The organism is Algoriphagus iocasae (assembly GCF_014206875.1).
Taxonomy (GTDB): domain Bacteria; phylum Bacteroidota; class Bacteroidia; order Cytophagales; family Cyclobacteriaceae; genus Algoriphagus; species Algoriphagus iocasae.
On the sequence record NZ_JACIJO010000001.1, the window covers coordinates 974,490 to 988,800 of the forward strand.

At 37.3% G+C, this 14,311-nt stretch carries 11 protein-coding genes; 5 read left to right on the forward strand and 6 right to left on the reverse strand.

All coding sequences use genetic code 11. The features are described from left to right. Positions 1-72 precede the first annotated feature (72 nt). Together FHS59_RS04165 and FHS59_RS04170 are read left to right on the forward strand one after the other, a co-directional pair. Positions 73-1,986: an ABC-F family ATP-binding cassette domain-containing protein gene (locus tag FHS59_RS04165; RefSeq protein WP_184493326.1), complete on the forward strand. Its 1,914-nt coding sequence runs from the start codon at positions 73-75 to the stop codon at positions 1,984-1,986. Positions 1,987-2,036: 50 nt separating this feature from the next. Then, entirely contained in the window at positions 2,037-3,308 is a 1,272-nt protein-coding gene (locus tag FHS59_RS04170) for a type IX secretion system plug protein (protein ID WP_184493328.1), read from the forward strand. A gap of 36 nt (positions 3,309-3,344) precedes the next feature. Here FHS59_RS04170 and cas6 read toward each other — a convergent pair whose 3' ends face one another. The 5 genes from cas6 to FHS59_RS04195 all read right to left on the reverse strand — a co-directional run bounded on the left by cas6 (position 3,345) and on the right by FHS59_RS04195 (position 7,439). Beyond that, positions 3,345-4,235, reverse strand: coding sequence for a CRISPR-associated endoribonuclease Cas6 (gene cas6 / locus FHS59_RS04175; protein WP_184493330.1), 891 nt, complete (start codon positions 4,233-4,235; stop codon positions 3,345-3,347). 92 nt (positions 4,236-4,327) lie between these two features. After that, positions 4,328-5,425, reverse strand: a complete 1,098-nt coding sequence (gene ychF / locus FHS59_RS04180; protein ID WP_184493332.1) for a redox-regulated ATPase YchF — start codon at positions 5,423-5,425, stop codon at positions 4,328-4,330. A 7-nt stretch (positions 5,426-5,432) separates the two neighbouring features. After that, entirely contained in the window at positions 5,433-6,518 is a 1,086-nt protein-coding gene (locus FHS59_RS04185; protein ID WP_184493334.1) for an AI-2E family transporter, read from the reverse strand. An 80-nt stretch (positions 6,519-6,598) separates the two neighbouring features. After that, positions 6,599-6,922, reverse strand: a complete 324-nt coding sequence (locus FHS59_RS04190; protein ID WP_184493336.1) for a DUF3276 family protein — start codon at positions 6,920-6,922, stop codon at positions 6,599-6,601. Between the two features lie 169 nt (positions 6,923-7,091). Continuing rightward, positions 7,092-7,439: a 4Fe-4S dicluster domain-containing protein gene (locus tag FHS59_RS04195; RefSeq protein ID WP_184493338.1), complete on the reverse strand. Its 348-nt coding sequence runs from the start codon at positions 7,437-7,439 to the stop codon at positions 7,092-7,094. Between the two features lie 138 nt (positions 7,440-7,577). Between FHS59_RS04195 and FHS59_RS04200 the strand changes: the two genes are divergently transcribed. Then, positions 7,578-8,591, forward strand: coding sequence for an acyl-CoA reductase (locus FHS59_RS04200; protein ID WP_184493340.1), 1,014 nt, complete (start codon positions 7,578-7,580; stop codon positions 8,589-8,591). On the opposite strand, the gene FHS59_RS04205 is transcribed toward FHS59_RS04200, so the two are convergent. Continuing rightward, complete coding sequence (locus tag FHS59_RS04205; RefSeq protein ID WP_184493342.1) at positions 8,574-10,346, reverse strand: sensor histidine kinase; 1,773 nt, start codon at positions 10,344-10,346, stop codon at positions 8,574-8,576. The two genes, FHS59_RS04200 and FHS59_RS04205, sit on opposite strands and share 18 nt — an antisense overlap. A gap of 112 nt (positions 10,347-10,458) precedes the next feature. On the opposite strand from FHS59_RS04205, the gene FHS59_RS04210 reads away from it, so the two are divergent. Beyond that, on the forward strand, positions 10,459-11,745 hold the full coding sequence (locus FHS59_RS04210) for a TIGR00366 family protein (RefSeq protein ID WP_184493344.1): 1,287 nt from the start codon (positions 10,459-10,461) through the stop codon (positions 11,743-11,745). 144 nt (positions 11,746-11,889) lie between these two features. Beyond that, the gene (locus tag FHS59_RS04215; RefSeq protein WP_184493346.1) at positions 11,890-14,154 is read left to right on the forward strand and encodes an aconitate hydratase; all 2,265 of its coding nucleotides are present in this window, start codon (positions 11,890-11,892) and stop codon (positions 14,152-14,154) included. Positions 14,155-14,311 lie beyond the last annotated feature (157 nt).

The following is a 14,311-nucleotide window of genomic DNA, read 5'->3' on the forward strand; positions in this document are numbered from 1 at the left end:
AAGTAAACTAATCAATTTCAGAATGTTCTTTTTTCAAAGGTATATGAACGGGTTAATCTTTATTTTTGGGGCATGTTATCGATTAGCAATCTCTCTTACTTCATCGGCGGTCGCCCGCTTTACGAAAATTCCAACCTTCATATCAAGCCAAAAGACAAAATTGGTCTGGTCGGTCAGAATGGTACTGGCAAATCTACATTATTGAAAATTATTTCTGGAGATTACCAGCCTTCATCTGGAGAAGTCCAAAAAGCCAAAGATTGTTCCATTGGATTCCTAAATCAAGATCTTCTTTCGTATCAATCTGATGAAAGTATCTTAAATGTGGCTTTGGCGGCATTCAAAGAAACTTTGGATTTACAATCGGAGATAGATGAGGTACTCAAGCAAATGGAAACCGACTATTCTGAAGAGATCATGAATCGTCTGGCAAAACTTCAGGATATGTTTGAGGCCAACGAAGGATATACCATCAAGGCAAAAGCTGAAGAGGTTCTGGAAGGAATTGGGTTTAAAACAGCCGATTTAGATAAGCCTCTGCGGACATTTTCCGGAGGATGGAGAATGAGGGTGATGCTTGCAAAATTACTGTTGGAAAAACCGTCTTTGCTTATGCTTGATGAGCCTACCAACCACTTGGATTTGCCTTCCATTCAATGGGTAGAAAACTACCTTAAAACTTACGAGGGAGCAGTAGTGGTGGTTTCACATGACCAAACGTTCTTGGATAATTGCATTAGCAGCACGGTGGAGGTTGCAAACCAGACTTTGACCCTTTATTCCGGAAATTATTCTTTCTATAAAGAAGAAAAGAAAGAAAGGATGGAGATTCAGCAAAATGCTTATGAGAATCAGCAACAGATGATCAAGCAAACTGAAAAATTCATAGAGCGTTTCCGCGCCAAAGCTACAAAATCCAACCAAGTTCAGTCTAGAATCAAAGCGCTGGACAGAATGGAAAAAGTCCATGAAGTAGTCGATGATCAGGTTTCTGTCAATTTTAAGTTTAAATTTTCGAAGCAGTCAGGAAGAGATGTGGTAGTTATCGACCATGTTTCGAAGGCTTATGGTGATAATGTGATTCTTAAAAATGCATCTGCGAGAATTGAAAGAGGCGATAAGATAGCATTGATCGGTGCCAATGGAAAAGGTAAGTCTACTTTACTCAGAATTATTGACGGGTCTGAAAAAGTGGATGGAAAAAGAGAGGAAGGATACAATGTGATTAAATCCTTTTTTGCGCAGCATCAGCTGGAAGCCTTGACCTTGGATAATGAAATTCTTCAAGAAATGGCTCAGGCAGGAAGTGCCAAGACAGAAACCGAATTAAGGAATGTTTTAGGATGTTTTCTTTTCACTAATGACGATGTTTTCAAAAAAATCAAAGTGCTTTCTGGAGGTGAAAAGTCCAGAGTTGCTTTGGCTAAAACATTGATTTCTGAAGCGAATTTCCTTTTACTGGATGAACCTACCAACCACTTGGATTTTCAGTCTGTAAATATCCTGATACAAGCTTTGCAGCAATATGAGGGGACATTTGTGACAGTTTCTCACGATAGACACTTCATCAAAGGAGTGGCCAATAAAATCTGGTATATCGAGAATCATGAGATAAAAGAATACCCAGGTACTTATGCTGAATATGAGGTTTGGAAATCTCAGCAGGTTGAAGAGAAGGTGGAAGTAGCCAGCAAACCTGCTCCAAAAGAGAAACCTACGCCTTCAAAAGATCAAGTTGAAATAAATAAAGCCAAGAAAGATCTTAAAAAGTTAGAAGAGAATCTTTCGAAGTTGGAAGCACTGATTGAAAAGCTTGAAACTCAAAAAGAGGCTGTAGAACAGAAAATGGCAGATCCCGATCTATATGCGGATGAGCCAAAATTAAAAAAGGTTCAGGAGGAGCATCAGGATCTTCATCGAAAAATAGATGATTTGAATGCTGCTTGGGAAAGTTTGGTAGATGAGATTTCGGCTTTACAGGAATAGGTATCTTGAATCCATTCTGATTTCAAAAGGATTTGACTATTTTGGGTAGTATGAGATGTATTCGGATTTTCTTTCTTGCGATTTTTTGTCACCTGTCGTTCAGTTTGTTTGCTCAAATTGAAGATGAAGTTTATAAAGACCACATCCAGTCTGTGAGATTGTTCCCGATGGGAGTGACGACAGGAAGTCAATTGGATGCTCCAGTTGTTTCTATTTTGGGAGATAAAGATCTGGTTCTACTTTTTGATGACTTGGCCTATGATCCGGAAATGTATTCGGCAACATTGATCCATTGTGATGCGGACTGGAAGCAATCAGCATTGAAAAACAATGATTTTCTGGTTCCTTTTAATGAATTCAATATTCAGGATTACGATTATTCAATCAACACCAGAATCCCTTATATCCACTATAGATTTGTTATTCCGAAAGTTACAAAGTCCGGTAATTATGTGGTTAAAGTCTATCGAAGAAGAGATGCAAGTGATGTGATCCTTACCAAAAGGTTTATGGTCTACGAAGATTTGCTGACGGTAGGAGCTGCAGTAGTGCCACCTACCCAGACTGCTGATCGAAAAAGGTGGCAGCAGATAAATACTGTTGTGAATTATTCAAAAGTAGAAGTCGTAAATCCAGAAACCCAGATTAAAGTCGTTGTGCGACAAAATCAGCGTTGGGATAATGCTAAATTTTTAACGAAGCCGACTTTTATGAACCAAAGCTCCAAAGTGCTTCGCTATGAAGATTTTGGAGGGGGAAATGCTTTTGACGCAAGTAATGAATTCAGATTTATTGATCTGCGATTCATGAGAGCTAGAGGCCAAAATATTGCCTCAATGAGGGTAGAAGAAGATGCTGTTTTTGGCGAAACTGCACTAAATCAACCTAGGGCAAACGAAGTTTACTCTCAATATTTGGACTTGAACGGACAATATATTGTAGATAATAATGATAGGCCAGGAGGGGATCCAGAACTTGAAAGTCAATACGTTTTCATGACTTTTAACCTTGGAGTAGAACAGACTACAGAGCCATTGTATTTACTAGGCTCGCTTACCAATTGGGGAAGAAAGCCGGAGGCAAAATTTGAGTGGGATGCGCAGAATAAAATCTATAGGACATCCATGTTGCTAAAACAAGGTTGGTATGATTTTATGATTGGTACTGAAAATGACTCAAAGTTCGAAACGAACATTTTTGAAGGCTCTCATTTTGAAACGGAAAACCAATACGAGGTATTGGTTTATTTAAGAGCCTTGGGATCTAGGTATGATCAGTTGGTCGGCTACGTAGTATTGCAACCGAATAAAAGGAGGTTATAAAAAAACCTCTTAGGTTAGTAAGAGGTTTTTTAAATTTTAGTCTTCAGTTTCAGAGTTTTCTTCTCCCTCAGATTCTGTAGGAGCTACATTTTGTCTCACGCGCTCATTTGGCTTGTAAGGTACAAAACCTTCTCTTTTGAATTTGTAAGTCTTAGTCCTAGCTCCTGGAGGATGTGTTGCTAAATCCAGCATACCAAATCCTTTATGAGTAAATGCACCAAGACCGCATTTGAATACGAAATCCTGAACTTCTGGAGCTGCATATAAGGTAAATGGAAGCGTATAGCCTCTTACTTCATATTTGACATCCATGTCATAAACTGCATAGATTCTGGCAAATTTCTTCTGCTGTTCTTTCAGTTTATTCACATAAACCATGTCAGGGACAACCTGGAATTTAAAGAAAGACTCCATTTGCTCTGGTGTATACCAGCCAGATCTTTCCATACGAGTCAAAGTTGATTCATATAGTAAATCTGAAAATTCATCGCTATCCGGGCTGATAAATCTTTTTCCAGCTTCTTCATTAAAAGCAGGGATGATCAATACCAACGGGGAAATACAAACGAATTTGTTGGAAGTTTCTAATACAGGCTCAACTTCGATTTCTGTGTATTCAGGAACCAAAATTAGATTACCTAGCTCCACTTTTGGAGTAGCAAATACCTGTTCTAGCAAATAATCCATGAAGTCTTCACTCTGGGAAGAAAGTACCAAAGTGACCAAGCTTGAATAATAATGCAATCCACTTCTACTTACTTTAGTCTGACCTTTTAAGCCAGAAAAGTTGAAGAAATTATAATTGTAAAATTCTTCTCGTCCACCTTTAACTATCAATCCCTTAAGGAATTGTGCAAGGATATACTGATGATGAAAAGGCAAATAAGAGCCTTTGTTTTTTAGGGAAAATATAAGTCTAACTCTCACGGTGATTTAAAAATAAGATTGAGAAAATAGATAAATTAAAATTATTAAATAGGTGATTAAGAGGCAAAATTACATTTTTTTTCAAGAAAATGTTAAACATTAAATCTAAAATGCATGATATCACCATCTTTCACCACATATTCTTTGCCTTCAATGGAGATTTTTCCATTTTCACGACAACCGGCCTCAGTTTTGAATTGTTGATAATCAGCTAGTTTTATTACTTCAGCTTTGATAAAACCTCTTTCAAAATCTGTATGGATAACTCCTGCAGCTTGTGGGGCTTTCCATCCTTTTTTAATTGTCCAAGCTCTTACTTCCTGAACTCCAGCTGTGAAATAGGTTATCAAATCTAATAACGAATAAGCAGCACTGATTAGTTTATTGAGGCCACTTTCTTCTAAACCATATTCTCCCAAAAACAGTTCTTTTTCGTCTAAATCTTCAAATTCTGCGATTTGGGATTCAATGGCTGCACAGAGAATAATGACTTCTGCATTCTCTTCTTTGACCTTCTCTCTCAGTTGATCTACGTATTTATTTCCGTCTTGGATGCTTGCTTCATCCACATTTGCTACATAAAGGACAGGTTTGATCGTTAAAAGATGTAAATCTTTAACAGCCTCCAGATCTTCTTTTTCAACCTCAACGGATCTTGCATTTTTTCCAGAAGTCAGTGCATCTTTGAACAGAAGTAATGTTTCCAATTCTTTTCTTGCCTTTGCATCTCCTGATTTTGCAACTTTTTCAGTCTTTTGGATTTTTTTATCCACAGATTCCAAATCCTTCAACTGAAGTTCTGTATCAATAACCTCTTTGTCAAAAATAGGATCAACACTTCCTGCCACGTGAACAATGTTTTCATCTTCAAAACATCTGATTACATGGATTACCGCATCTACTTCTCTGATATTTGCCAAGAATTTGTTGCCCAAGCCTTCACCTTTACTTGCGCCTTTTACCAAACCTGCGATATCCACAAATTCAATAACTGTAGGAAGTACACGCTGAGGGGATACTAACTGTTCAAGGATCTGAAGTCTTTTATCTGGAACTGTAACGACGCCGACGTTTGGTTCGATGGTACAAAAAGGGAAATTTGCAGCTTCTGCTTTTGCACTGGAAAGAGCATTAAATAAAGTGGATTTCCCAACATTTGGAAGTCCTACGATGCCACACTGTAAGGCCATTAATATGTTATTTAATTTTAAAGATTCTATAGGATTTATACCCTTGATAGAACTCCATTATTGAAACTCTGAAAATGGTATAAACCGGTATGGCAAAAATCATCCCGGTAACCCCGGCGATTTTTGCACCGGCAAAGATAACAACAAAAATTTCAAGGGGATGCGCTTTTACAGATTTAGAAAAAATCATAGGCTGCAGAAAAATATTATCCGTGATCTGAACAGCAGCAAATACGGTCAGAATTTTAATCAGAAAATAATTTAGATCTTGGCTTTCGACGAAATTCCCAGTGGAAATCCCAACTATTATTCCAAAGGATGCTCCTAAGATTGGCCCAGCATATGGAATAAGATTAGCTACAGCAGCAAATAAGGCGATCGTTAATGCATAATCAACTCCTACTATTGTCAATCCAAAACTCGCAAGGGAGAAAATCGCTAACATTTGAAGCAATAATCCAGATAGGTAATTAGATAGTAGTTTTTCAACTTTTGTAAATGTCGCTACAGACAGTTCAAAATATGGGTTTGGGATTAGGTTTAGAAGGTTTCTTCTTAGAAGACCATTTTCTAAAAGAAGAAAAAATGAAATAAATAAGACAGCAAGAAGACCAATGAAAACACTACTTGTAGTATTTAATACATTGGAAATGATCGTCCCGATATCAATACTTTTTATGGCAGTAATCAACTGGGACTTGATTTCTTCAAAAAGATATCCAGGTTGGTTATCTAATAACTGATAGCGGAAAAGGAAATTCTCCACTTTTGAAATAGGAGCATGTACTTCCTGATAAATTGTATCAAGGTCTAATCCACTTAAAATGATTATCTGGTTGTTGATAAGTGGGAAAAATAATAGACTTAACAAAATCAATATAAGTACGATGGATGCGTAGGATATAATGATTGCCAACCATCTTGGTATATGTTGGCCTAAAAGGTGGAAGTCATTTAAATGATTGGTCATGGGACGTAATAGAGCCGCCATGATCAATGAAATAATTAAATAAAGAGTAATGTTGGAAAAATACCAGCCAAATAGGAGGAAGGCTCCGATTATTAAGATTAGGTATATAAAAAAACGCTGCATAGGTAGAAAATAAAAGGAGGCATCTCTGCCTCCTCTAATATACTATTTCTGTATTTCGAAAGTAATTTTCGAAATAGGAACTATTCCCATTTTAATTCATTGGAAGATTCCTCTTCTTCTTGTTCGTATTGATCAAAGTCAACATCAGGAAGTAGTTCATTTTTTACATGATCTACTGTTTCGTTTAAAGCTTCTACGAATTTGAAGAAATCCTCTTTGTAAAGGAAAATCTTGTGTTTTTCGTAAGAAAAAGAATCTCCATTGACTCTTCTTTTGCTTTCTGTAATAGTTAAATAATAATCGTTAGCTCGGGTTGATTTAATATCGAAAAAGTAGGTTCTCTTTCCTGCCTTCACTTTTTTCGAAAAGATTTCTTCCCTGTCGTAACCTCTTTGATCTTCCACAGTTCTTTTGTTATTAATTTTTGATATAGTTAAAATACAACCTAAGATAAGGTAATTAGGTCCTAGTTTTCAAAGCAATTTTGGACTTTTTTCAAAAAAGGCCCTAAAATTTTATGTAAATATTTCAAAATCAGGGTTCAAATTACCAATTCAAAGTTGTACCTAAACCTTATTCTCCGTGCATAAAGGCCTTCTTCGCCAATAATACTTCTTCAGTTTCCGGATGATCAGGATCGTCAACACAGCAATCTACAGGACAAACTGCAGCACATTGAGGCTCTTCATGAAAGCCATTGCATTCTGTACATTTATCTGTGACGATGTAATAAAACTCATCAGAAACTGGTTCTTGCTTTTCATTAGCATCCACAACGGTACCATCCTCTAGGGTAACTTCCTTAAGTGTCGTTCCTCCAGCCCAAGTCCATTCTACGCCACCTTCATAGATAGCTGTGTTTGGACATTCTGGCTCGCATGCACCACAGTTGATGCATTCGTCGGTAATCATTATTGCCATAACTCAATTATTTAAATCCAAAAGTAACAAGCCTAAGGGGAAGAGACAATAAAAAATTGACATGGAATTTAATTTTAATGAATTCTTTCCTGATCCTTCCTATTAAAAAAGGTAAATTTGCACCTCCAAATTAAGATTATGATTTTATCTGAAAGAATTGCTGCCTTTATCAAATTAGGAGAAACTATCCAGAATATGGATGATGAAACCAAAGAACTTTATTGGAGAGTGCAAAATGGCAATAATTGGTTTACCGAAGATTATATCAATTCAGCTTTGGAGGGGATTGTCATTTTTCTGCAAAAAGAGAATCTAGAAAAATGGATAGGTGCTTATGACATTCCGGAAAAAACCAATCCAAAATCTGTAGGAGTGATGATGGCAGGAAACATACCTGCGGTGGGATTTCATGATTTATTGACAGTCTTAATTAGCGGAAACAAAGCTTGTGTCAAATTGAGTTCTTCCGATACTATTTTGATGTCTTGGCTAATAAATAGATTGATTGAAATCAATCCTGAATTCTCTGAATTGATTTCCATTGAAGAAATGCTGAAAGGAAAAGATGCCTATATCGCAACAGGAAGTGATAATTCGGCAAGATATTTCAATTATTATTTTGGAAAATACCCGAGCGTCATTCGTCAGAATAGAACCTCAATAGCGGTTTTGACCGGAGAAGAATCACCTGAGGATTTAAAGGCTCTTGGAAAAGATATTTTTAAATACTTTGGCTTGGGATGTAGAAATGTATCCAAAGTTTATTTGAAATCTGAAAACCAACTTCAGCAATTATTGGATAACCTTGAGGGCTTTTCCTTTGTAGCAAACCATCATAAATACCATAATAATTACGATTACAATAAATCTATTTATTTGGTAAATAATGAGAAGCATCTGGACAATGGATTTCTTCTGGTAAAAGAATCCAAAGAGTTGGTTTCTCCGATATCCGTCTTGTATTATGAAATTTATGAGTCTCAAGAGGCTCTTTCACAGACTTTGGCAGGTTTAAAGGATAAGATCCAGTGTGTAGTTGGTAATCCAGAGGCTTTGGAGGGCGCAATTAGTTTTGGAAATGCTCAAAACCCAATGCCTTGGGATTATGCTGATGAAGTTGATACACTTCAATTCCTAATCGATCTTGCCTGAATTTGCTTTCGGGAGATAGATACAGAATTTAGAACCTTTATTGATTTCTGAGGTTATTTTTAATGTTGCATCATTTTTTTCAAGATAATCCCTCACCAAAACTAGACCGAGTCCTGTACCGGATTCGTTGCGTCTCCCTTTTGTGGTAAAAGAAATGCCCTTTTTTAGCTTTTCAAGATTTTCTTCGGAAATACCTGCGCCGTTATCTTCAAAACAGATTTTTGCAGTTTCATTTTCCTCTGATACTGTGATGTTAATTACTCCTTGAAATTCAGAAAATTTGATTGCATTGCTGAGTATATTTCTAATGACCAATTCCACCATGTTCCGGTCAGCAAAGACCCAGACATCAGAAACATTTTCTACTTCAATCTTGATGTTTTTTTCCTTGGTAATTCTTTCGAGTAAATTCTTTTGTTGAGTTATAAGTGGGATGATGTCAAACTCAGTCTTTTGAACAAATTCTCCACGGAGTTGGGAGCTTGTCCATGCTAAAAGGTTTTCCAAAAGAATGGCCACGTTTTCCATGTTTTTGGAAATTTCAGGCATCATTTCCATAAACTCCTCTTGAGAAACCAATCCTGTTTGCGTCAAGTGGATGAGCTCTTTTACCCCGAAGATTGGACCTTTTAGATCATGTGAAATGATGCTAAAATATTTGTCTTTGAGATCATTTAATTGCTTTAATTCCTCTGTTTGCTTTTCTAAGGTCTCTTTATTTAAAACTTCTTCGCTGATATCTTCAAACAAAAGGACTGTTCCACTCATCAAGGATTCGGGATCCAGAATAGGAATGGCTTCAATTCGTATGATTTTTCTTTTTTCATCTGTTACATCCTGAACTTCTATTGTATTGTGAATTTTAGATTCAGTAAGAGATATTATTTCCGGGAACCCCAGAAAGAGCTGATTTAAGTTTTTACCTGTTTGGACAGATTTTGGGTTGATAAAAAAGTTTAAAAAAGCAGCATTGAAATCAATAATGTTCATTCGATGATCGACTACCAAAACTCCACGGGTAATCGTTTCTATGATTTTATCTTTTGCAATAGGTTTGATACTGAAAAGACTATATCGGATGATAGCAAAAGCCAAAAGAAGATAAGTAAACAAAAAGGCAAAAGGAGTAAAATCTATGGCTGAAACCCCTTTGAATAAACCTAATTGATAAAGGGCATTGACCAAAATAGGGATTAAACCTGCTAAAAATAGAAACTGAGTTTGTTTTCTATAAAGAGGATCAGAAGACTTAAACCTCCTTCCAATCAAAATAAGCCCTATTAGAAAAGTACTGTAAGAATAAACAATATTAACCAGATACCAAGGTCCGATTTCTATTTTGAGAGTCGGGAAACCCATCGTATTCACAACTGAAGTATTGGCATAATGAAAATGGTGGTAATCATTGGTCAATAAGATTAGGTAGGACAAAACGGGGACTATCCCAATTAAAAGGTAGGTGAGTTTTAAATTTTTTGGTTTGAGACCTGTATATTTCAAACAGAAAATCAGCCAGAATGCAGGGGTAAGCAATATTCCGATGTATTCGATTTTGACAAAAAAGAGCATCATCTCTTTTGTACTGGTTGTTAATTCTAATCCATAAAAAATCCCCCATATGGAAACACAAAGCATCGTGAGAGCAATCCATCTAGTAGAATCTCCCAAGCGCAGAGCTATAAAAGTAGATAAACCAGCGACCAATAAACCTGAAATAAGTAATATGGAGGAATATGGATTTATTATAAATTCCAAAATGGGTCTGATTGAGAGAAGAGTGGTGAATTGTTACTATTAATCAAATAATATTAATGTAAAAATTAAAACTAAAAAAGAAATCCCAAAATTGACTGACAAAAGATTTAAAATGGCGTTTCCAACACCTTTTTCCTTGGTTATTGGGTTGACAGTTTTCTGCTTTTTGCTGGTCATTTTTAAAAGCGATCCAAAGGAACTTGGGATAAAGGAAACAGCTCTTTCCGCATTCAACTATTGGCAATCTGGATTTTTCAGCCTTCTTGGTTTTACAGTTCAAATGATGATGATTTTGGTTTTTGGATATGCTTTGGCAGCATATAAACCAATCCATAATTTTTTGAAAAGGATTTCGGGTATCCCGAAAAATGGTTTTCAAGCAGTTGTTTTTACGGGAATAATAACCATGGTTTCAGGCTTATTGAATTGGGGTTTTGGTTTGATAATCGGAGCTCTGTTGGCAAGGTTTGTGGGTATTGCTCAAAAAGAGAAAGGGCTAAAACCCAATTATTCTTTGTTGGCTTCGGCTGGTTATTTGGGAATGGCAGTATGGCATGGGGGATTATCAGGTTCAGCTCCACTGACAGTGGCTAAATCAGAACATTTCTTAAAAGATCAAATTGGAGTAGTCCCAATAGAAGATACGGTATTCAGCTTTTTTAACCTCGGAATTACCGGGTTGCTGATTCTCGTTTTTATTGGAGCACTCTTGATTTGTGAGAAGTTTTTTAGAGACTCAACTCAAAAAATTAAGCCTGTTCCACTGAAAGCAATTGAGCCAGAGGGTAAATATCAGGTTAGCGGGGTAGTTGGGATTTTAATTTTAATCGTAATTATGATTAATTTTTTATCTGGAATTGTCCCTGATAACTCCACAGTGAATTTGAATGTCGTGAATTTTACATTATTCGGATTGACGATGACGGCCTATAAGTCCTTTTCAAAATTTACAAAGGCAGTATCTGCGGGCTTAACAACATCCGTCGATATTTTCATTCAATTCCCTTTTTATGCTGGAATACTTGGCTTAATGACTCAATCTGGGCTATTGATTCAATTTTCGGATCAATTGGTCTCCTTTTCAAATCAAGCAACTCTTCCTTTGATTTCTTTTGTTTCTGCTGGAATCGTAAATTTTTTGGTTCCTTCTGGAGGAGGACAATGGGCAGTTCAAGGGCCAGTGCTAATGTCTGCTGGAGAAACTTTGGGAATTCCTTTCAACAATCTGGTCATGGCTTTTTCCTACGGTGATCAAATCACCAATTTATTACAGCCTTTTTGGGCATTGCCACTTTTATCTATAACAGGTGTCAGTGCCAAAAGTATGTTTAAATACTGTTTGGTCTTATGTGCCTTTGGGAGTCTATTTCTGGCATTTGCTATTTATTTCTTTCTTTAAACCAAGAATCCCGCTTTATAATGGTTTTAAATTAGGATAAACCCTGATTTACAGATTGTAGTCGGCTACGGATTATTGGGCTATATTTCTATATTTGCCTTCGAGAAAACAGAACCTTTTAATCTAAAATAAAATACCCTACAAATGGCATTTGATATAGAAATGATCAAGGCAGTGTATGCGAAGTATCCTGAGCGAATCGCAGCTGCCAGGAAGGTGGTGGGAAAGCCACTTACTTTAGCAGAGAAAATACTTTATGCTCACCTTTGGGAAGGAGATGCTACACAGAGCTTCGAAAGAGGGAAATCTTATGTGGATTTTGCCCCTGACAGAGTTGCTATGCAAGATGCAACTGCCCAGATGGCACTTTTGCAGTTTATGCAAGCAGGCAAAGACAAGGTGGCAGTTCCTTCCACTGCGCACTGTGATCACTTAATTTTAGCTCAAAATGGCGCAAAAGCTGATTTGAGTAGCTCATTAACTGCCAGTGGTGAGGTTTTTAACTTTTTGGAATCTGTTTCCAACAAATATGGAATTGGATTTTGGAAGCCAGGAGCAGGTATTATTCACCAGGTAGTTTTGGAAAATTATGCATTCCCAGGCGGAATGATGATCGGTACCGATTCACATACTGTGAATGCTGGAGGATTAGGCATGGTTGCTATCGGTGTAGGTGGAGCTGATGCTGTAGACGTGATGGCAGGTATGGCTTGGGAACTTAAATTCCCAAAATTGATCGGTGTGAAGTTGACAGGCAAAATGAACGGATGGACTTCTGCAAAAGATGTCATCCTGAAAGTAGCTGGAATCTTGACCGTAAAAGGAGGAACTGGTTGCATCGTTGAATATTTCGGAGATGGAGCGCTTTCTCTTTCTGCAACCGGAAAAGGTACAATCTGTAACATGGGAGCTGAAATAGGTGCTACTACTTCTACTTTCGGGTATGATGAGTCAATGGAGCGCTACTTGAAAGCTACTGATAGAGCAGATGTAGCGGAGTTGGCAAATGCAGTAAAAGAACATTTGACTGGTGACAGTGAAGTGTATGCAAATCCTGAGAAATATTTCGATCAAGTGATCGAGATCGATCTTTCTACTTTGGAACCACACGTAAACGGTCCGTTTACTCCAGATAGAGCTACTCCAGTTTCTCAAATCAGAGAAGAAGCTGAGAAAAACGGATGGCCTACTAAAGTTGAATGGGGTTTGATCGGTTCTTGTACCAACTCATCTTATGAGGATTTAGCTAGAGCGGCTTCAATTGCGAAGCAGGCTGTTGATAAAAAATTGAAAACTAAGGCAGAATTTGGTATCAATCCAGGTTCTGAACAAGTGAGATACACAGCAGACAGAGATGGTTTGTTGGATATCTTCACCGATTTGGACGCTACCATCTTTACCAATGCTTGCGGTCCATGTATTGGCCAGTGGGCAAGAGCTGGAGCGGATAAAAAAGAGAAAAACACGATCGTTCACTCATTCAATAGAAACTTCTCTAAGCGTGCTGATGGTAATCCTAACACCCATGCATTTGTAACCTCACCAGAAATGGTAGCTGCAATTGCGATTTCCGGGGATTTAGGATTCAATCCAATCACAGATACTTTGGTCAATGCTGATGGTATCGAAGTGAAATTAGACCCACCAGTAGGGGATGAATTGCCAGAAAAAGGATTTGCAGTTGAGGACAATGGATACCAAGCTCCAGCGGAAGATGGAAGTGGTGTTGAAGTGGTTGTAAAACCAGACTCTAACCGTCTTCAATTATTGGAACCTTTTGCGCCTTGGGATGGAAAAAATATCACAGGAGCGAAGCTTTTAATCAAAGCATTTGGTAAGTGCACTACTGATCATATTTCTATGGCAGGTCCATGGTTGAGATTCAGAGGCCATTTGGATAATATTTCTGACAACTGTCTGATAGGTGCTGTTAATGCATTTAATGATGCTACTAACTCTGTTAAAAATCAATTAACTGGAGAATATGGTCCTGTTCCGGCAACTCAGAGAGCTTATAAAGCTGCTGGAGTTCCAACAATCGTAGTAGGAGATCAGAACTATGGTGAAGGTTCTTCTAGAGAGCATGCTGCAATGGAGCCAAGACACCTTGGAGTTAAGGCTGTATTGGTGAAGTCATTTGCGCGTATTCACGAGACTAACTTGAAGAAGCAAGGTATGTTGGCTCTTACTTTTGCCAATGAGGCTGATTACGATAAAATCAAGGAGGATGATACTATTAACTTCCTAGATTTGGATCAATTTGCTCCAGAGAAGCCACTTCATCTTGAGTTTGTTCATGCAGATGGATCAAAAGATGTGATTGTTGCTAATCATAGTTATAATGATGCACAAATTGACTGGTTTAAAGCAGGATCTGCATTGAACTTAATCAAGGCAGCAAAAGCTTAAGATGTATAGTTAAATTTTTAAAACCGTAGTATTCAAATGCTACGGTTTTTTTTCTGTCTTATTTTTTTAAAGTGGTGTATTAAAACACGATTATTTAAATCAAAATGGCTCCGTTTATCCCAAAAATCAGACTGGATTGGAGAGAGTTAGGATTTTT

Excerpts from the sequence above, each read along its gene's own strand:
- FHS59_RS04165 (WP_184493326.1), top strand. The coding sequence starts at position 73 with ATGTTATCGATTAGCAATCTCTCTTACTTCATCGGCGGTCGCCCGCTT.
- FHS59_RS04170 (WP_184493328.1), top strand. The coding sequence starts at position 2,037 with ATGAGATGTATTCGGATTTTCTTTCTTGCGATTTTTTGTCACCTGTCG.
- ychF (WP_184493332.1), bottom strand. The coding sequence starts at position 5,425 with ATGGCCTTACAGTGTGGCATCGTAGGACTTCCAAATGTTGGGAAATCC.
- FHS59_RS04185 (WP_184493334.1), bottom strand. The coding sequence starts at position 6,518 with ATGCAGCGTTTTTTTATATACCTAATCTTAATAATCGGAGCCTTCCTC.
- FHS59_RS04195 (WP_184493338.1), bottom strand. The coding sequence starts at position 7,439 with ATGGCAATAATGATTACCGACGAATGCATCAACTGTGGTGCATGCGAG.
- FHS59_RS04200 (WP_184493340.1), top strand. The coding sequence starts at position 7,578 with ATGATTTTATCTGAAAGAATTGCTGCCTTTATCAAATTAGGAGAAACT.
- FHS59_RS04210 (WP_184493344.1), top strand. The coding sequence starts at position 10,459 with ATGGCGTTTCCAACACCTTTTTCCTTGGTTATTGGGTTGACAGTTTTC.
- FHS59_RS04215 (WP_184493346.1), top strand. The coding sequence starts at position 11,890 with ATGGCATTTGATATAGAAATGATCAAGGCAGTGTATGCGAAGTATCCT.